The following is a 19,412-nucleotide window of genomic DNA, read 5'->3' as shown; positions in this document are numbered from 1 at the left end:
GATAAGATACATCAATATATTTTAACTAAAACACGTTCCAACTAAATCATATTTCCGCAATGGTACATACAATCATTGGAGTAATGGGTCCCGGAAATGGCGCAACACAAACTGATCTTGATAATGCTTACACGCTTGGTAAATTAGTTGCTGAGCAAAATTGGACTCTCTTAACTGGTGGCAGAAATGTAGGCGTGATGAATGCCGCCTCTAAAGGAGCAAGTGAAGCCGGCGGACTGGTTATAGGCATTCTCCCGTCCGAAAACAAAGAAGGCATTTCCCAATTTGTTGATATCCCTATCTGTACGGGGATGGGCAGTGCGCGCAATAATATCAATGTACTATCTTCGGATGCAGTTGTTGCTTGTGGATCGGGGGCCGGAACCACTTCAGAAATTATGCTTGCACTTAAGACTGGAAAACCTCTCGTTTTATTGAATCCCTCAACAAACCTAATCCGTTTTATAGGCGATCTTAACTACCCGGTGCCTCCTAATTTAGAAAGTCCTCAAAAAGCTGTCCAAACCATTAAGGAACTGCTTTAATAAAATTATTTTACTATTTGTGAGGCCTTTGCAAAACCTTACTGTCATCGCGAATGTAATGCGGCCTGCCTGCACGGAGCCTTCTATAAAAATATAACTTATCATATTACAAAAGCTTCGGCATAGGCAGGCAATCTCCCTTTCGGTGCTCGTTTCTGTGAGATTGCTTCACTACACCATTCTTCGAATGGTTCCGTTCGCAATGACAAGCTAAATTTTAAGGGTTTTGCAAAGCCCACTCTTTGTGTTTGACATTTTCCTTAATACTACTATATTAGTATTAACTGAATAAGACTTACTGGTTAATAGAATTTTTCAATCATAATTGAACAAAATAGATGAAAAAATCACTCACTCCACTGGGAGAAACCGAAATGGAAGTACTCAATCATGTTTGGGATATGGGCGAAGCTACGGTAAAACAGGTCCGCAAACGAATTTTGGAAGACCGGGAAGTAGCCTATACCACTATAATGACGGTCATGAAAAATCTGGCCGAGAAAGATCTGCTGAAATATCGCAAAGATGGCGTTACTTATGTTTATAGCCCTGCCCAAGAGCCTGAGTCAGTCCGTTCAAATCTTATCAGTGATTTAATGAAAAAAGCGTTTAAGGGATCCCCCAAAGAGCTAGTGCAAGCGCTGGTAAACAGTGAGGACTTGACCGCAAAGGACTTGAATGAAATTAAATCTATGATCGATAACATGGAGGATAATCAATAATGGAATTCGTAAACCTACTTCAATCGTTTGGTGATCAGATAATCGGGCATTTTTGGCTACCCGTAGTAATTTGGACCTTGGTAGCCGCTCCCATTGCATTGTTCTTGCATAAAAACGAATCACTTCAGCCCATCTATCACTATCACAGCCGCACAGCCCTCCTCTTAGTGCTTCCACTCGGTGTACTGGGAGCTTACCTAATGGATTTTATCAGCAGTGCCACACAAGCAGCGGGTGAGGGTCTATTTATCGTCATTCAAAATCCAATAACAGTTTCCGGGGCTACGGCAAACCCCTCTGTATTAACTGGCTTGAGCAATCCGAATTTTTGGATAGGTGCTGTTAGCCTGATTGTTGGATTAGTTGCAGCGGCACTTGTCCTGAAACTTGTTTTCGATTTTGCTCAACTTAGAAATATGGAGCAAAACTTAGACTTTTCTCCCCTTACAAGTGACCAAGACCTGATGGAAAATCTCCCATCTGCAAGTCATACATACCGAAATACATTAATTGCCTACTCCGGCAATACCAACATCCCATTTACTTATGGATGGCTTACCACGAAGATTGTTGTACCGGCTGATTTAAAAAATCAACCGTCTTCACTTGCAATGGCCGTACAGCATGAGCTGATCCACATTAAAAATCGCGATTTTCTGCTGAATAGCCTTCTTGTACTTATAAAATCCCTTTTCTGGTTCCATCCACTCATCCACAACCTCTATACGTCTCGGGAAGAATACAGAGAGGTGATCTGCGACAGCGAGGTTCTGGCCAATAAGGAATTTTCCCAAAAGAAGTATGCCTCTCTGCTCTTTGAACTTGCAAAACGAGATCATCAACAAAAATTAGTTCTGAGTATGGCCGTTAATCCTTCTTCACTTAAAAAGCGTATTCAAATTATGTCTAACCAAAACAGTCTATCTATGAACTTTCGATCGAGCTTTCTAATCACTTTTTTTGCCGCTTCCCTGTTAACACTCACTATTTCTTGTACTGATATGTCACAAGATGGCATTACCAACAGCGAAGTTGAACAAACGCAATCACAGATCACGACTATGTCATCTGATTCTTCTCCACTATATGTTGTTAATGGAGAAGTGTGGGATCAAACAGAATCGAACAAAGATAAATTGTCCCGACTCAAATCAAAGTATATTAAGTCTATCGATGTTCTGAAAGGAGAAAAAGCTACCAACGAATACGGCGAACAAGGCAAAAACGGGGTCTTAAAAATGACGGTTATAAATCCCGAAAAAGCATTTACTGATCTCAAGGATAAAGCTCCTCAAAAACCTACAGAAGGTTCAAAATCTGAAGAAGGAGATTACTTTGTAGCCGTTGAAAATATGCCGGAATTAGTTGGCGGCTTGGGCTCTTTGCAAAAAATGATTAATTATCCCGAGGAAGCTCGCGAAGCAGGAGCCGAAGGGAGAGTAATCGTACAATTTATCGTTGACAAAAACGGTAATGTTGTGAACCCGACAATCGTAAAAGGAGTAGAAGAAAGCTTAGATAATGAAGCACTTCGGGTCGTTAAACAAGCAAACTTTACTCCTGGCACGCAACGTGGCGAACCGGTACGAGTTCAGTATTCTTTACCTATAACTTTCAAATTATCCGGTAGCGAAAAAGACTCATAAACCATTTTTATCCACATTTTGTAAATAGGGGCCTTTACAAAACCTTACTGTTATTCCAAATGAAATGCGGTGTGCCTGCACGGAGCTTTCTTTAACATATGACTTAACACGTTACAAAAGCTATGGAATAGGCAGTCGATCTCTTTATAGCATCTTTGATTCCGAGATTACTTATCAGGCTTGCAATAACGTGCTCAATTTCCCAGGTTTTGCAGAGGCCCTTAAATAATTGCTTTGAGTCTAGTGAAATATTATTCACTATTGGAAAAGAATTTATTGCATCATAGAACTCAATCATAGTCATATTTGTAATATCAGCCCCCCTCTAATCATCATCTGGCTTTTTAGCTCTTCGGTCATTATTTAGTGTGTAGCTTTATACGCCAGGTTGCTAGGTACACTGCCTTATAAAATTCCAACTTAAAACTAATATTATGAAAACTATTCATCTCATACTCGCTACTACTGTCACATTATTTATTTTCATTGCATGCTCAAGTGCGACAGAAAAAGAGAATAACGAAACCTCATTTGTAGTAGAAAATGTGACCATCAGTATTTCTTCTTCTAACCCAGATAGCACATTAATATTTGAAGCTATAAATATTGGTGAATGGAATGGTTCGGCTCCTGCTGATTCACAAGAGACTCCATTCGAGTTTACTGTGAGTAAAACTAATTTTTATGGTACTTTTCACAAACTAAAAGGCAATAGTTCTATGATCCTTAACTTAGTTGCTCAAAAGAATGGAAAAACTACTTGGAAGACCGAGAAACAATTTAATCATATTGCCCAAGTTATACTTGATGGTAACATTACATCAGTTAATGGCAAATAAATTCATTTGATGTAACTAATCCAGACAATAAATAAAACGCATTAATACTCCTATTACGTGCATTAAAGAGATCTATATACCAAGGTCTGGCGTTTTATCTAAACGTTTATTATTTAATGGTTAGGTATAGATCTCTTTTAGGTATTAATTTGCAAAAGTCATTCTGACACAAAACCTACCAGTTATGAACATTAATCAACTATCTTTAATTGTAGCCTGTCTTTTAATTTTTGTAGGATGTGGTGTCAGCAACTCTGATGAGAAGATTGAACGAACATATCCAGAAGCCTTTAATTTTGAGACGGTAGGGATACAACAAGTACTTAACAAAGTTGAAACACCTGATTCCGTAAATATCGAGTCCTTTGTATTTAATACTTTTCAATGTCCTGAAGATGCAACTTGCGTTGCACCAGATGGAATATGGGTATCAGATAGGCTACCCCCTACTGACACATTGTTTATTGAAACCGTTAAACCAAAGCAATTTCAGGAAAATAAACAGTACAAGATCTCACTTTCAGTCGATAGAAGAGAGACAAGAGATTATCCTGATTTATGTATTCTTGGCTATAGTAACATTAAGTAAAGTCGCTAACCAGCGCTTTAAGGAGACGCGCCTCACCATCACTTGCCAGTATGTGGCTTTTTTTAGCACTTCGTTCATTATTCAACAATTCAATATTTATTTGTGTGTTTCTTATAGACAATATTATTAAGAGTAAAATTTTTTGTCCAGTTATTCCGATTTTCCGTAGATTGGAAATACATTTCAATAAAATTGATTCATCGTGAGTACATTTATCAAGCCAGTTGTCTTACTTGCAGTTACTCTTGCCATAATTAGTTGTCAATCAACAGGTACTGAACAATCAACACCAGACCTGAAAGAAATACTTCCAAACACTACTTGGTATGGCTCGGTCCCAGATTCGAGTGAGATATATACAAAATGGAAATATGGAAACCTGAATACTGAAATTGTTTATTCAATACATAACTTCCCATGTGGTAGTACACCAAACCATACATTGACCGGCAACTATACCATATTAGACAACAATAAATTACGACTAGAATTTATCTATATATATCCAAGAAGCACTTCAGAGCATGAAGTAGTTAGTTATTCAGAAGGAACAATAGTTATGAAAGGAGTTGATGATAATAGCCAGATAACTATATACTCTAATTGTAATGACACAAAGTAGCTGTCTGATTTCTGGATTAGGCAGAAATATCCCGTCCTCTCCTGCTTAACTCTAACTTTTTCTATCCCCACTCCAATACTTGATCATAAACTTTTATCAGCTCAACTAATAGATGGTCAATGCTATCATTTCCTGATATGAATAATCCGAAATTACCACTGGAGTAGATTGTAAAGGGGAAAGAGTATTGGCAATCGGATCTAACCCTTAAGGAAGTTGTTAGACCCAATAAAAAACCCCACACCTAAATATTTAAATGTGAGGTTCTTCTCTTTCTAATTATGAAGCTACTGACCTATTTACATCTAATCATTTTGGAATCCAAATTCCTTATGTCAGCAGTCAATATTTGAGGGAATCCCCTACAAACCACTGTCCCAACAGCTCATCGTGTTGACGGTAGGTAAAATTTTGCTTCTAATCTGATTACTTACAAAAGTAAAAACTCCCATCCAATATAAGAATGAAAGCCTATTACTCTGCCTTCTGTAGGTTTTACTTTCTCTATCGGTGCCTAACTTAATGACCAGTCATTTGTAATGACACCTTATAAAGCAAATACAAATTACGATGCTTTATCGCTTCTATCAATAAAAAAGCCCCCGCAAGTATCACTTACGGGAGCCTACCATTCAAACAATAAGAGCATATTTAACTGTCCTCTCAAGGTATCCACCTTAATGAACAGTGGTTGGTAAGACGCCTTGAAAGAAATGTAGTTACATTAGATTGCTTTAATAATAAATAAGCCCCCACAAGTATCAGTTGCGGGGGCTTGCTATTCATCAAGAGAGACGCCTAACAAAAGGCGCATATAGTATAATACACTTTCCTTCAACTTGTTCCAAGGAATTAGGGGCTTTATGGCTCAAAATAGCAGATAACACCTATCCCTAATAGCGGGAAACACCTACTAAATACGGAAAAGTTTTCCCATCTGTTGTAATATGAAGCCTATACAAAAGAGTTCTAAGCCCTATAATCTTTAACTACGCTCTCGCCATCTTTATACCAAGGTCACCTATTATATTAGTTAGTTACCTCTTCCATTATCAGCTACTTCAAAGTGTTTATCAGGAAAATATACGTCCATTTCACTTCTGTAGTCTGCATCTTTCAACTGTGGCAGGACAATCAGCTCATACCACTTGAGGAATTGTTCCGCTGATATTGGATCCATGCTGTTCCAGCTATCAATATCAACGGCTATCACCTTTAGCCCTTCTATATCATGTTTCTTTAGATACGAAAATATCTCTCTATAGTTGCCTTCATAGATAGGCGCCTTTTTATTCCCATCTTCATTGATAATCTCAAACCGTAACATTCTGAGATCTCTCCTTTCTGATGTGGTCTCATCACTCATAATGCCCTCTCTTGGTTTATTAGTTGATATTACGTCTAAAAAATCTCTTGTGTAGATTCATCTGGATTCGAAAAAGAATCTAAAAACACGACTTTTAAAAGTATTAATCTCTACAAAAAAACCAACTCTTTACATGCAATATTAACAGTTTATAATATACCGCATCAAAAACGCTACGAAGTAAAGTAGCCTTTTAGCTTACACCACTCATTCCTATATCATTTAGAATTTTACCAACTACTGTCCGCACTACCCTCGTTTAGCTATATTTGTTGCGACAGTTCTTCTTATATCATGAGGACGGAAATCACTAACACAAGTCTTTTTTTTCTATTAAACTCATAACGGAAACAGAAAGAGTTTATACAATTCACTGTAATTCAAACAATTAGTCCTTCTTCAACTGCATCGCAGTAACTTACTTTTTCACTTGTTGATTTAAGTAACGATTTAGTCAACTCAATCTTTGGCATTTTTTGGGTGCTTTAGGGGTGAGAACTAAAAAATATCCTATGATTTATTTCCATTATCACCGTTAAATAAATTTAAACTTATGTTTTTTCTTACACTTCGTTCTGTGAAGTTCCGCTTTTTTTATTTTATTAAGGGTGATTAAAAGAAGGATATCATTAACAACAAAAACTGCTTGTGAAAAAAGCGGCAGCGTACGGGGTCCATTTATTTACTGCTTTAGGGGCAGGACTTGGCTTATGGGCACTGATTTTAACATATAACGGATTTTACAAAGAAACGGTTTGGGTACTGGCCGTAGCTGCCATCATCGATTCTGTTGATGGAGCCCTGGCACGACTTACGCAAACCAAAGAACATGCACCGGCTATCGACGGTGCCCTAATGGATAATATCGTTGATTTTATCACTTGGACCATCGCTCCCCTACTCTGGATTTTTGCAACGATGAACATTCCCACCTGGGTGCTCGTAATTTGTGCCATAGCAAGCATCTTCGGATTTTCCAATACAAAAGCCAAGACCGACGATCACTTTTTCCTGGGCTTCCCATCCTACTGGAATATTGTAGTATTCTATATTTTTCTCCTTGAACTACCCGTTACTTTTGCTTCCGCAGTCTTACTAATGTTTGCACTCGTAACATTTTTGCCCGTTAAGTTTGTTTATCCATCCCGCACCAAATATTTGCGTCCCGTTACCTTAATCCTCGGCAGCATCTTTACTCTCCAGCTTATTGCATTGCTATATTATTTTGATCAGTCTCCGCCCTGGCTAATTTACAGTTCCTTTCTGTTTCCGTTCTATTACTTTGGACTTTCCTTTTTTGTTAATATCAAATCGCCTGAAACATCCCGCTGACTCTATCGTATGATTTCAACAAAGATCAATAAAACCATTAACTGATATTGCTTATGGGAGCTCGATTAAAAAAATCTCGTACCGACAAAATGATTACCGGTGTCTGCGGAGGCATTGCTGAATATTTGGGATGGGATCCCACGATCGTGAGAATTATTTTTGTGATTACCACTTTTCTCGGATGGGGCAGCCCCGTTCTCCTGTATTTTATTCTTGCGTTGGTGATGCCGGAATAGTTCCCCTCAAGCAGTGTAATCAGTTTTGAAATTATAACCCTATTTCATAACTATGGATAGGTATTCACCTTAACGAAAAATCCAGTTATGAGAATAGGCATCGTTGGTCCTGCCGACAGAGCAGTTGCCTGGGAAAATCATTTGCGTCCCCACCGAACCGTCTCAGAAGTAGTCATTGCCGGCAAACTATCTGAGATTGGTGAAGTAGATGCGTGCCTGTTAATGGATGAGCACTCTAAAAACCTGGATCGCTTACTTACAGCGGTTAAAGCAGGATATCATACCTTTTTGATTGCTCCTATTCCCACCCATACCGAGCAGGTTGAAAAAATTTACCATGCCGCTGAGGAATCAAATGTTCTTGTGCAATTTTCGCACTGGCCTACCCTTGCCCCGGCTTCAAAATGGATGGCAAAAAAGATCGAAAAACCTTCCTTTCTGCAGATTAATCGCGAGCTGAATTATTCAAAATTTGTAGAGTCAAATCATCCGTTTGAATATTACTGGATTGATGAGCTCGCCTTTTGCCTGCGCTGGATAAACGGATCGGTCCATCATATTGATCTAAAAACAGTTGAACTTTCCGAACAGCATTTATATGCACTGCATATGATGTTACGCTTTGAGAGTGGGGCAACAGCAAATATTTTTATCAACGTAACGGCAACCAACGCTCATCATCATCGGCTGGCTGCAAACAATCATTTTATTTTAGATTGTGATGTGTTAGAACAGTCGGTTCGGTTAGGAGAAGAAAATGGAGATGGACACCTATTCTTCAACAGAAAATCTTTCGATGCCAGCAAAGCAGCAGAATTAGCGGCTTTAAGCTTTCTGAAATCCATACAACTTAATCGTGAAACGATTTATAATGCCTATCACCTGTGGGAGTTGAACAAAACGATTGATAAGATTAAAAAAAGGTTGACTCGCGTTTAGTCTCCTTTTTTGTGCATCATCTTAAAGAACCCTTTCAGCTCTTCGCGTGATCCCAGCTTATCAATAAAATTAAACTGTCCGGCAGAAAGGCGTTCGCCGCCGTCAATAACCACGCATTCTCCCGTGATATAGGGCGCCATATCCGACATCAAAAAGGTAGCAAGATTGGCCAACTCTTCTTTATCTCCATAACGGCCGGCAGGAATTTTTGAAAGGAATTTCTTTTCTGCACTTTCATCGGGAACCAACCGCTCCCAAGCTCCTTTGGTGGGAAAGGGCCCCGGCGCTATAGCATTCAGGCGAATGTCATATGTTGCCCATTCATAGGCCAGTGATCGCGTCATAGCCAGTACACCCGCTTTACCGCAGGCGGATGGCAGCACAAATGCCGATCCCGTATCTTCAGAATAGGTGGTCACCATATTCAAGATATTGCCTTTTTGTTCCTCATCAATAAGATAGTTACCAAATACGTGCGTGCAGTTGAACGAGCCGTGCAATACGATATCGACTACGGCTTTAAATCCACCGGGACTCAAATCTTCTGAGGCCGACAAAAAGTTCCCGGCCGCATTGTTCACGAGTCCCGTCATCGCACCGAAATCGGATACAATTTCTTCGATCATCTCCTTAATGCGGTCATAATCGCGGACATCAGCTACATAGTATTTTGCAGAAATTTTATTGCCGGCTTCTTCAATTTCTTTGACGGCCTTTTGGAGTTTTTCTTCGGTCCGACCACAAATAGCAATATTGCTGCCCAGTGACGCAAACTTCTTCGCCATAGCCAGTCCCAATCCACTGCCACCACCCGTAATTAAAATCGTTTGATCTGCTAACGTATCTTCTGTAAACATACCTGTATAATTATTTTTAAACCTGTCATTACGAGCCTAAGCGAGAAATCCTTGTTAAAATCATGCATACCAAATGAAAGTTAAACAAAGATCTCTCCCTCCGGTCAAGATGACAAATAGACTTATTATTAATTCAGATTCTCAAAAATACCGGCTGCACCCATGCCTCCGCCTACACACATCGTTACCATCCCGAACTGTTTATCCAGTCGTTTCAAATCGTGCAGAATCTGTGTCGTCAGCTTCGCACCGGTGCAGCCCAGCGGATGTCCCATTGCAATAGCTCCACCGTTTATATTGACGATATCTTCATCCAGCCCAAGCTCACGAATTACCGCCAGTGATTGCGCGGCAAAAGCCTCATTTAATTCGATTAAATCAATATTCTCTAAATCAAACCCAGTTTGCTTTAGAACCTTTGGCACTGCCTCAACCGGACCGATGCCCATAATTTCGGGCGGAACTCCCGCCACTGAAAAACCGTGGTATTTGGCAATGGGTTCAAGGCCCAATTCATCGGCTTTCTCACGGCTCATCACTATTACCGCTGCCGCCGCGTCGTTCATCTGGGATGCATTTCCAGCCGTCACTGATCCTCCTTGCTTAAAGGCAGGATTTAGCTTTGCTAAAATTTCCTTCGAGGTATCGCGTCGAGGTCCTTCATCGGTATCTAAGATAAATTCGGTCTCCTCAACTTCTCCATCCGCTGTAACTTTCTTCTCTTTCACTTCAATAGGCACAATCTGATCATCAAAATAGCCTTCATCCCAGGCCTTTAGCGCACGCTGGTGACTGCGATAGGCAAAGGCATCCTGATCTTCGCGACTTACATCGTATTTGTCGGCCACATTTTCGGCTGTTAATCCCATGTTGATATAAATTTCGGGATAATTATCCACCAACTCTGGATTGAGCCTTGAAACATACCCACCCATAGGCACGAGCGACATTGACTCTACACCCCCGGCAATAATCACATCAGCACCGCCAACCATAATGCGCTCAGCGGCTTGAGCAATAGTTTGTAATCCCGAGGAGCAAAAGCGGTTCATCGTAGCGGCGGGAACAGAAGGCGGCAGTCCTCCCAGCGCGGCACATTGACGTGCAATATTCAGTCCCTGTGCCGCTTCGGGAAAGGCGCAGCCCATAATCACGTCATCGACCTGCTCGGGCTGAAGGTTCGGAGCCCGTTCTAAGAGGTTCTTGATCACTTCTCCTCCCAGCGTATCGGGTGGAGTAAATCGAAGTGATCCCTTATTTGCTTTTCCAGTTGGAGTTCGCGCAGCAGCAACAATTACAGCATCTTTTGTAGTCATAAGTCGAAAGTGTTAAGTAGAATGTAATAAGTAGAAAGTTAAAGAATCTATTTCGTCAAACTCTGCCTTAAAGCATAAATCATTTTTTGGATTTCAATAAGTCTCTTTCTGATTTCAGAATATTTTCCTTCATCTAAAAACTCTAAATTTTTTGAAATTTTGAGCTGTGTTTCCAATTCATAACAAGAACCAGTTGAAATATTTAGAAACTGCTTGAATTCTTTTTTAGATTCTCGACCCGCACCTTCAGCAATATTTGAACTAATAGAAACGGCACTTCGTCTTATCTGGCTTGTTAAACCATATTGCTCTGTTTTAGGAAAATTTTCTGTTTTATCATAAATAATAGTTGCCAATTCAACAGCTTTATCCCATACATCTAAATTCCGAAAATTGTTCATAGTAACAGTCTTTATTTTAAATTATAGCCTATAAGTAAGACTGCTCTACATGAACTAACTTACAAACTTTATACCTTCGACCTTCTACCAATAACTAGTTTCGCAATGGTTTTCCTTTCTTGAGCATGTGCTCGATTCGTGCTTGCGTTCGTTCGTCTTCCAGTAGTTCCATAAAGGCTTCACGTTCGAGTTTCAGTATGTACTCTTCCGGCACTTCCTGCGGTTCGCTCAAATCTCCGCCGCTCATCACATAGGCTACTTTTTCGGCCACCACTTTGTCATAGTCGGTAATGAAATTAGCCTCATGCATGATGTACAGCATCATCTTCAGCGAACTCAGTGCCTCATTTCCAAGCACTTTGATCATCGGTTTTTCTGGCGGATAATAACCTGTATCAACCATACGGCGGGCTTCCTCCTTGGCATTGGCAATCAGCAGATCTCGATTCATTATTACGGTATCTGAATCCCGTAAATATCCCAGCTTTTTAGCTTTGGGCGCTCCATCCGACACTTCTGCCATACCAATATTTTTAAATTTCTCTTTGATATTTGGCAGCGGATCAACCTGCTCGTCTTTCATCAGATTTTGCATAGTGCGATAGAGTACCTCTTTAGTACCACCGCCAGCCGGGAGCAATCCAACACCCACTTCTACCAGTCCGGCATACAACTCATGATGTGCCACAACTTTATCCGCATGCAGAATAAATTCAACTCCGCCGCCCAGCGAGCGACCAAATGGTGCTACAATAACCGGAAACGGGCGATACCGCAATCCCACAGCCGTATCCTGGAAATTTTTAGCGGCCTTCTTGACACGATCTTTTTCTCCATTCTGCCAGGCCTGCATCGCCTCCATCAAGTTGGCGCCGTAGGTGAAATTGTCTCCGTCATGACTGATTACCAACCCATCGAATCGTTTTTCAACAATATCACAGGCCTTTTGCAGCGACTGAACCAGCTCAAAGCCGAGCGTATATTTTCGTGTGCGGAATTCGAAAAGGGCAATACCATCTCCCATATCGTACAGCGCGGCGCTTTCGTTACCAAACACTTCATTATTATCAGCTTTTAGATTTGCAACCTGGATCGCCCCCTCTGCCGGCGGACTTAACTCCTCGATTTCTCCGCTTGCCAGATTATAAACCGTGCCTTTCTTTTTGTCATAAAATCGCTCACGGCCACTGTTAAGCATGTCCAATACATTTTGAGGAACTTCGAGTCCCTCATCCTGCATGCGCTCGACTGACTCCTCAACACCGATGGCATCCCAACGCTCAAACGGACCCAGCTCCCAGTTAAAGCCCCACTTCATCGCACGATCGATGGCTTCTACGGATTCTGTAATCTCAGGAATACGATTGGCGGCATACAACAGCAGGTCGCAGTGAACTTTCCACAAAAAATGTCCGACTTCGGTATCTCGGTTAACCAAAAACTTGAGCCGATCTTCGGGCGTATCAAATTTCTTTTTAGCCTCGGTGGCACTTTCAAATTCAGGATCGATCTGCGACTCATATTCACCCGTTTCCGGATTAATTACTTTGTACTCCTTGCCGGAATCAGTACGCACTTTATTATAAAAACCTTTTCCAGCTTTATTTCCATGCTTACCCTCTTCCACCATTTGATCAAAAAAATCGGGCAGATCAAATACTTCGCGCCGCTCGTCATCCGGAATGGCAGGATACAAATTCGTTGCTACATGATGAATTACATCCAGGCCAGACATATCAGCAGTGCGAAAGGTGGCCGCTTTGGAATAACCAGTGAGCGTTCCAAGCAAATAATCGATCTCTTCGGCTCGGAAATCCCCATTGTAAAAGTGTGGCATTATACTGGCTATCGAAAAAATACCGATGCGATTAGCAATAAAGTTGGGCGTATCTTTGCACTGTACCACCCCCTTGCCCAGGTCACGCTCGCAAAAACGAGACATATATTCCACAACTTGATCATCAGTTGATTCCGTAGGAATAACCTCAAGCAATTTCATATACCGCGGCGGATTAAAAAAGTGCGTGCCCAGAAAATGTTGTTGAAACTCTTCTGAGCAATCCTCTCCTATTTTACCGATGGGCAAGTCCCGAAGTATTGGAGCTTACGATCGTGCCTTCTCTTCTGATATCATCGATCCTTGCCATCATATCCTTTTTAATATCCATCTTTTCAATGATGGCCTCACAAACCCAATCAACTTCTTTAATAATATCCAGATCATCAGTAAAGTTTCCGGGCTTAATACGGTCAGCATATTCGGGCAATCCCAGCGGAGAGGGATTCATATCCTTCAAATTTTTAATATTATCAATCACCTGCTGATTGGGATTGTCGCTCTCCTCATCTTTGAGATCAAGCAGCCAAACCTGCATACCTGCATTTACGCAATGCGCTGCAATTTGACTACCCATTGTTCCCGATCCAAGTACCGCTACTTTCTGAATATCGTATTTGCTTGTGGACATAAAAATTATCGTATAATATTTTTATTACTACTTATATATTAATCTCACAAAATCACCAGAAATTAAAAATATTTATTTTTCAGCTTTTGCTTTCTGCTCCCCATCTTGGTACATCGACTCGATTTCATCTTCATAACGTTCTTTCACAACGGGACGTTTAGTTTTCAGGGTTGGCGTGAGTTCGCCGGACTCAATTGAGAAAGGCGTCTCCAGCAGAACAAACTTCTTAACCGTCTCCCAAGGTGAAAGCTGCTTATTCACTTTATCGACTTCGCGCTGCATAAGCCTTCGAATTTCGGGATCTTCATTTGCGGGATCCGAAACGGATTTACCACGTCCTTTCAACCACTTTTTGGCATTTCCATAATCGGGCACAATCAATGCCGAGCAAAATTTTCGCTGGTATCCGATTACAACAGCCTGATCAATAAACCCACTTTCGGTTAAAAGATTCTCAATAGTCTGCGGTGCCACATATTTTCCGGTAGAGAGTTTGAAGACTGACTTCTTGCGATCTGTTATAAACAGATAGTTATCTTCAAGCTTACCCACATCACCTGTCATAAACCAGCCGTCCTCTGTAAAAACCTCGTCTGTTTTTTCGGGATTGTTGTAATACCCTTCCATCACATTAGGGCCTTTCGCAAGAATCTCACCGTCATCAGCAATTTTGATATCCACATTCGATAAGGGCGGACCCGAACTGCCTATCCGCATGTGGTCTTTATCATGCACAGACAGAACCGGCGATGTTTCCGTTAGTCCGTATCCCTGCATACAAATAAGTCCCATCGCATTCATAAACCGGAATAAATTATCTGACAGAGCTGCACCACCACTCACCATACCAAGAAGATTTCCACCGAATAGATCACGAATTTTCGAATACACCAGCTTATCGGCAATTTTGTGCTTAATGGCATCCAAACCGCTCGGTGGGTTTTCAGGATCGTATTCTTCTGCCCTGTTTATCGCCCAGTAGTACAGTTGCTTTTTGAGTCCGCTCATTTCCTGTCCCTTCACTTTAATGCCCGTATGGATTTTTTCCAGCAACCGGGGCACCGTAGCAAAGTAATAGGGTTTCACATATTCAAAATCATCTCGAATTTCATCCACATCTTCGATGTAGTAAATGGGATATCCCATACTCAGATACATATAAGTGATCATCCGCTCAAACACATGAGACAGCGGCAGATAAGACAACATTCTTTCGTGCTCCCGGACGGTCTCATCAAAAGGCACGCGCTCCAGCGAGGCCAGCAGATTTGATGCAATGTTATTATGCGTTAACATTACTCCTTTGGGATCTCCGGTCGTGCCGGATGTATAAATTAGGGAAGCCAGATCATCCGGCTGCACTTTTGATCGCAATTCCTCATAAAGCTCAGGATTATCCTGATGTTTCTTCGCGCCCATTTCCGTGATCTCTTCAAACTCTTTGAGCTTGTCATGCTTCGATCCGAAAATCGAAATAATTGCTTTTACGTTGGTAATATCTTTGATGATAGGCTTCGTATCAGCAAAAAGTTCATCGTTCGAAACAATATGCACTTTAGTCTCAGAATTCTCGAGTATATACTTAATCTGTTCTCCGGGCTGAGTTGTATAAATCGGCACGTTCACCGCTCCCAACGAAAGAATTGCCTGATCACAAATTACCCATTCAGCACTGTTTTCGGAATGGAGACTCACTTTATCACCGGCACGCACGCCGAGCTCATACAACCCCAGTGCTAAATTTCGCACCTTTTCCTTAAATTCAGCGTTGCTCGTTTCTACCCATTCTCCATTCCTTTTCGTAGAAATGAATACATCTTTATCATGCTTTTGAGTGCCTTTCTCAATCTCATCAATAATAGTAGTTGGATCATAAGCCATAACGGTACGCTATTTAATTGTTGATGACGTTCTTAACTAATAATTTAAACTATTGTGGATGATTTAAAAGTCTATTTAAATTTTTTCTTCCAATTTTATAATTACCTTCACACCCACTAATCAATTGTAACAGAATCATTTATGTATATCCAACCGAATATTGAAAAACGAGTAGAAAAATTTCTTTCAATCTCTGAAAAAAATATGGGCGATGCTCTCGGTATATCGTTTACATCCTTCAAGTCTGATGAAGTAAAAGCCACGATGCCGGTCAATGAAAATACTGTTCAGCCCTTCGGATTACTTCATGGCGGAGCCTCTGTTGCTCTGGCCGAAACGCTGGCATCCGTCGGAGCCTGGCTAAACATAGAGGAAGAAGGTAAAACAGCAGTGGGGGTTGAAATCAATGCCAATCATGTACGTGCTGCCAAAAAAGGAGAAACAGTTTTAGGCATTTCTCATCCCATCCACAACGGACGTCAAACTCAGGTCTGGGAGACAAAAATTTATAACAAGGAAGAAAAATTGGTATGTGTATCTCGGTGTACACTGGCGATAGTGGATCAGTAGAAAGTATTAAGTCAAAAGTTCAAAGTGCGCCCTAATACTTTCTACTATTGACTCTCTACTTAATTACTCATAAAGCTGCTGCAATAACTTCCGCTTAGTTACGGGAAAAATCGTCTCCCGAAACGGAAAGTTCAGATCAGTATTGAACACAAAAGTAGCCGGGTTGGGTAATTCTTTATTTTCATCAATCAGATCCAGCTTAATAGCATTCGGTGAACGATATGCACCGCCTTGTTCCAATCCTTTTAAAAAAGCTGTTTTAAGCGATCGATACTTATCCTGCGAACTTTCAAAAACAGTTAGTTCATATTGATATAGCAAGAGTTTCGACTCCTCGTTATCCGGTACAAAAAAGTATCCCTCATCCGTATAATTAGGAACAATACCGACTTCTTCGAGCTTGATTTCATCATTCACAAATTCATAAATCGTTTTCCCCTCCTCAATTTTTGCTTTGATCAATGGCAGTCCCCATTCGATCAGATCCTCTACTTTTGAAAGATCAGATCCATCCACAAATACCACTTCGTGCTCAATAACCTCATTAACAAAATCGATCTTTTTGATACGCTTTGGAAATTCATCCCGCAGATCCTGCAGTCGATTCAAAATATCATCCAAGGTGGTGTAGAGTTCAACCAGATGACTCAGATGCGGATAAATTTTATTCATCTGAAAGTCATCAGAAATGGATTTGAGTCCAGCCAATATTTTATACTGCTGGGATTCAAAATCAGATTGAAGGTGTGTAAAAAGATCTAGATCGAGTGAATGAGCCATAGTGACCTCTTGCTTTTTGTTCCGTGGTGTAGATGATCCTTTTTTCAACTTTAATTAATAACGAAGAGAGGAGCAAGTTTTATTGTTTTCATATCGCTTAGAGCAAGGAATAAAGGGCTTGGAGCGTTAAACCCACTAATTGTTTAAGAGCGATTTTCGAAAATTAGTTATCATCTTGCTAAGAATTTCCAGTTCCGCAAGTTGTCCTGCTAAAATATCGAAAGACATATAACCACGTTTCTCCATAAGAATTAAAATATTAGCTGTTTCAAAGCATGATTTTCTTGAATAACTAAGAAACCGTGCAAAATCTTTCTTTGAATTTGATCCTGCACCTTCTGAAATATTATTCGTGATACTCATAACAGCACCTCTTAGCTGCTCGGCAAATCTAAACTTTTTATCAGCTTCCAAGTTATCTGCTAAATCAAAGAGTTCATCTGTCAATTCTATCGCATTTTGCCAAATAGTGAAATCTTGGAATCGAAATTGACTCATAATTTTCCTCTCTTGATGTTAATATGTATAAATAATTCAAAAATTGTCTCCTATTCATCTTGCCCAAAGCTCCAGGCTCCGAGCTCAATGCCACTATTCCTTCCGAAACTGCACGTCTTTCCACTGTTCGAAATGGTGCGTTACTTTTCGGCGCTGATATTTACCCGTTGAGGTCACCGGAATTTTATCCCCAAAAACAACAACTTTCGGTGACTTCGAAAATGGCAGATGGTCGCGGCAGTACTCTAAAATAGCTTCCTCATCCTCCTCTGCTCCCTCTTTAAGCTCTACATAGGCACCTACTTCTTCGCCGTACCAGTCATTTTCAAAACCTACAGCAATACCTGCCTTTACACCCGGCGCCTTATTGATTACTTCATCAATTTCGAGGGGTGCAAGATTTACGCCACCACGGATAATCAGCTCTTTCAACCGACCGGTAATAAAAAAGTAGGGACGGCCTTCCTCATCATTGGCATAGAATCCCTCATCCCCACTTCTAAACCATCCGTTTTTGAAGGTTTCTTCATTGGCTTCCCGGTTATTATAATATTCAATCATTACATTTACACCGCGAATCACAATTTCTCCGCGCTCCTCTTCCTCCAGCTTATTTCCGTCTTCATCGTGAATAGCCATCTCATTTGCCGGAATAGGCACGCCAATACTCGGGTATCCATAATCAGCAATCCACTTTTGATGTTCTTCTTCATCCAGATCAACAGGAAGAAAACAAGAATAGCAGGTCGTCTCCGAAAGTCCGTAGCCGTGAATTATGGGAATACCAAAGCGACTTTCGAATGTTTCAGCCACTTTAATGGTCAAGGGTCCCGCACCACAAATTACGTGCTTCAAAGTTGAGGTACCGGGCACCTCTTTATCCGCATAATAATTATTGAGATACTGCAGCAAAGTAGGTACTACACTCACGATATGAACCTCCTCTTCTTTGATAATGGGGAAAAAGCGGCTGGTTCTAAACTTTAGGTTAAGTACTACAGAACCCCCGGCAAAATATGGGGTGATCAAAGTAACTACCGTACCGTTCACATGATGGATCGGCAACACGCACATCATGCGTGTTTGATCGTCAATATTATGCCAATCAGCAATACTGCGGGCATCTTCAAGTAAATTACGCTGGCTTAACACTACCCCTTTGGGCGCACCGGTGGTTCCCGATGTAAAGACAATCAGAGCTTCAGATTCACCTAAAGCATCGTCAGGAAGTTCAAGATCTCCCTTCTCCTTCGTGAAATTTTCGGTCTCTCCCTCACAGATAATCCACTCAACATTTTTCAAATACTTATACGATTCCAGAATCCCCCGAAATCGCTCTCGGTATTCAGTGCGTACAAATGCCAGCTCTACTTCTCCATTTTCAAGGATATAAGCAATGCGCTCATCATCTTCTCCCAAATTAATAGGCACAACTACTAATCCCAATAACCACGCAGCAAAATACTGCACAACGGTGTGCCAGTGATTATGTGAGATCGTAGCAATGCGATCGCCGTGGCTAAGCCCATGATTCTGCATTAACCTAGCGCAGTTTAGCACATGTTGATAAAATTCAGCATAACTGACCTCTGTCCTGTTGTCATTTTCATCAATATAGGTCAAATAATTGCGGTCATTATCCGCACGTTGTTGTAATAACTCCGGGATATCCTGAAATGACAAAGGTGGTAATTGATTAGAAGTTGTTCGCGCGTAATCAATTTTTTGCTGAAGTTCTTGAAAATCCATAAAGCACCTATTTATTGCCCATTGACCTGTGCTCAATTTTAGGTTTTGAAGGGCGG

General features: G+C 40.9%; 20 protein-coding genes. 10 read left to right on the top strand and 10 right to left on the bottom strand.

All coding sequences use genetic code 11. The annotated features are described in order from the left end of the window. The first annotated feature begins 59 nt into the window (after positions 1–59). From U5J89_RS15505 to U5J89_RS15480, 6 genes are all read left to right on the top strand, one after another. Positions 60–545 carry a TIGR00725 family protein gene (locus U5J89_RS15505; protein ID WP_322576563.1) on the top strand — a complete coding sequence of 162 codons (486 nt, stop codon included), beginning with the start codon at positions 60–62 and terminating at the stop codon, positions 543–545. Between the two features lie 338 nt (positions 546–883). Further along, positions 884–1,267, top strand: a complete 384-nt coding sequence (locus tag U5J89_RS15500; protein ID WP_322576562.1) for a BlaI/MecI/CopY family transcriptional regulator — start codon at positions 884–886, stop codon at positions 1,265–1,267. Continuing rightward, positions 1,267–2,913 (top strand): TonB family protein, encoded by a 1,647-nt coding sequence (locus U5J89_RS15495; protein ID WP_322576561.1) that lies wholly within the window; start codon positions 1,267–1,269, stop codon positions 2,911–2,913. Before U5J89_RS15500 ends, U5J89_RS15495 begins: the two co-directional genes overlap by 1 nt. Before the next feature lie 434 nt (positions 2,914–3,347). Beyond that, positions 3,348–3,752 carry a hypothetical protein gene (locus U5J89_RS15490; protein ID WP_322576560.1) on the top strand — a complete coding sequence of 135 codons (405 nt, stop codon included), beginning with the start codon at positions 3,348–3,350 and terminating at the stop codon, positions 3,750–3,752. Between the two features lie 184 nt (positions 3,753–3,936). Next, positions 3,937–4,341 carry a hypothetical protein gene (locus tag U5J89_RS15485; protein WP_322576559.1) on the top strand — a complete coding sequence of 135 codons (405 nt, stop codon included), beginning with the start codon at positions 3,937–3,939 and terminating at the stop codon, positions 4,339–4,341. A 202-nt stretch (positions 4,342–4,543) separates the two neighbouring features. Next, positions 4,544–4,963 (top strand): hypothetical protein, encoded by a 420-nt coding sequence (locus tag U5J89_RS15480; RefSeq protein ID WP_322576558.1) that lies wholly within the window; start codon positions 4,544–4,546, stop codon positions 4,961–4,963. Positions 4,964–5,996: 1,033 nt separating this feature from the next. Here the strand turns inward: U5J89_RS15480 and U5J89_RS15475 are convergent. Then, a complete protein-coding gene (locus U5J89_RS15475; RefSeq protein ID WP_322576557.1) occupies positions 5,997–6,329 on the bottom strand; it encodes a hypothetical protein in 333 nt (110 codons plus the stop codon). A 648-nt stretch (positions 6,330–6,977) separates the two neighbouring features. Between U5J89_RS15475 and U5J89_RS15470 the strand changes: the two genes are divergently transcribed. The 3 genes from U5J89_RS15470 to U5J89_RS15460 all read left to right on the top strand — a co-directional run bounded on the left by U5J89_RS15470 (position 6,978) and on the right by U5J89_RS15460 (position 8,836). Next, the gene (locus U5J89_RS15470) at positions 6,978–7,661 is read left to right on the top strand and encodes a CDP-alcohol phosphatidyltransferase family protein (RefSeq protein ID WP_322576556.1); all 684 of its coding nucleotides are present in this window, start codon (positions 6,978–6,980) and stop codon (positions 7,659–7,661) included. A gap of 53 nt (positions 7,662–7,714) precedes the next feature. After that, the gene (locus tag U5J89_RS15465) at positions 7,715–7,897 is read left to right on the top strand and encodes a PspC domain-containing protein (RefSeq protein ID WP_322576555.1); all 183 of its coding nucleotides are present in this window, start codon (positions 7,715–7,717) and stop codon (positions 7,895–7,897) included. A gap of 87 nt (positions 7,898–7,984) precedes the next feature. Continuing rightward, entirely contained in the window at positions 7,985–8,836 is an 852-nt protein-coding gene (locus U5J89_RS15460) for a hypothetical protein (protein ID WP_322576554.1), read from the top strand. Here U5J89_RS15460 and U5J89_RS15455 read toward each other — a convergent pair. The 6 genes from U5J89_RS15455 to U5J89_RS15430 form a co-directional block, all read right to left on the bottom strand. Next, positions 8,833–9,693, bottom strand: coding sequence for an SDR family oxidoreductase (locus U5J89_RS15455; protein ID WP_322576553.1), 861 nt, complete (start codon positions 9,691–9,693; stop codon positions 8,833–8,835). The two genes, U5J89_RS15460 and U5J89_RS15455, sit on opposite strands and share 4 nt — an antisense overlap. Positions 9,694–9,821: 128 nt before the next feature. Then, on the bottom strand, positions 9,822–11,009 hold the full coding sequence (locus U5J89_RS15450; RefSeq protein ID WP_322576552.1) for an acetyl-CoA C-acyltransferase: 1,188 nt from the start codon (positions 11,007–11,009) through the stop codon (positions 9,822–9,824). A 47-nt stretch (positions 11,010–11,056) separates the two neighbouring features. Continuing rightward, entirely contained in the window at positions 11,057–11,410 is a 354-nt protein-coding gene (locus U5J89_RS15445) for a four helix bundle protein (protein ID WP_322576551.1), read from the bottom strand. 94 nt (positions 11,411–11,504) lie between these two features. Next, positions 11,505–13,496, bottom strand: a complete 1,992-nt coding sequence (locus tag U5J89_RS15440; RefSeq protein WP_322576550.1) for a 3-hydroxyacyl-CoA dehydrogenase family protein — start codon at positions 13,494–13,496, stop codon at positions 11,505–11,507. Beyond that, positions 13,483–13,878 (bottom strand): 3-hydroxyacyl-CoA dehydrogenase family protein, encoded by a 396-nt coding sequence (locus tag U5J89_RS15435; RefSeq protein WP_322576549.1) that lies wholly within the window; start codon positions 13,876–13,878, stop codon positions 13,483–13,485. Before U5J89_RS15435 ends, U5J89_RS15440 begins: the two co-directional genes overlap by 14 nt. A gap of 72 nt (positions 13,879–13,950) precedes the next feature. Beyond that, positions 13,951–15,759 carry a long-chain fatty acid--CoA ligase gene (locus U5J89_RS15430; protein WP_322576548.1) on the bottom strand — a complete coding sequence of 603 codons (1,809 nt, stop codon included), beginning with the start codon at positions 15,757–15,759 and terminating at the stop codon, positions 13,951–13,953. 141 nt (positions 15,760–15,900) lie between these two features. On the opposite strand from U5J89_RS15430, the gene U5J89_RS15425 reads away from it, so the two are divergent. After that, complete coding sequence (locus U5J89_RS15425; RefSeq protein WP_322576547.1) at positions 15,901–16,329, top strand: hotdog fold thioesterase; 429 nt, start codon at positions 15,901–15,903, stop codon at positions 16,327–16,329. A 63-nt stretch (positions 16,330–16,392) separates the two neighbouring features. Here U5J89_RS15425 and U5J89_RS15420 read toward each other — a convergent pair whose 3' ends face one another. From U5J89_RS15420 to U5J89_RS15410, 3 genes are all read right to left on the bottom strand, one after another. Beyond that, complete coding sequence (locus tag U5J89_RS15420; protein WP_322576546.1) at positions 16,393–17,109, bottom strand: hypothetical protein; 717 nt, start codon at positions 17,107–17,109, stop codon at positions 16,393–16,395. 135 nt (positions 17,110–17,244) lie between these two features. Continuing rightward, positions 17,245–17,607, bottom strand: coding sequence for a four helix bundle protein (locus tag U5J89_RS15415; protein ID WP_322576545.1), 363 nt, complete (start codon positions 17,605–17,607; stop codon positions 17,245–17,247). A 93-nt stretch (positions 17,608–17,700) separates the two neighbouring features. Then, positions 17,701–19,356 (bottom strand): class I adenylate-forming enzyme family protein, encoded by a 1,656-nt coding sequence (locus U5J89_RS15410; RefSeq protein ID WP_322576544.1) that lies wholly within the window; start codon positions 19,354–19,356, stop codon positions 17,701–17,703. Between the last annotated feature and the right edge of the window lie 56 nt (positions 19,357–19,412).

It is taken from the genome of Fodinibius sp. (genome assembly GCF_034521915.1).
In the GTDB taxonomy this organism is placed as follows: Bacteria; Bacteroidota; Rhodothermia; order Balneolales; family Balneolaceae; genus Fodinibius.
The sequence above is the reverse complement of the archived record's forward strand: the minus strand, read 5'-3'. Positions and strand labels throughout refer to the sequence as shown.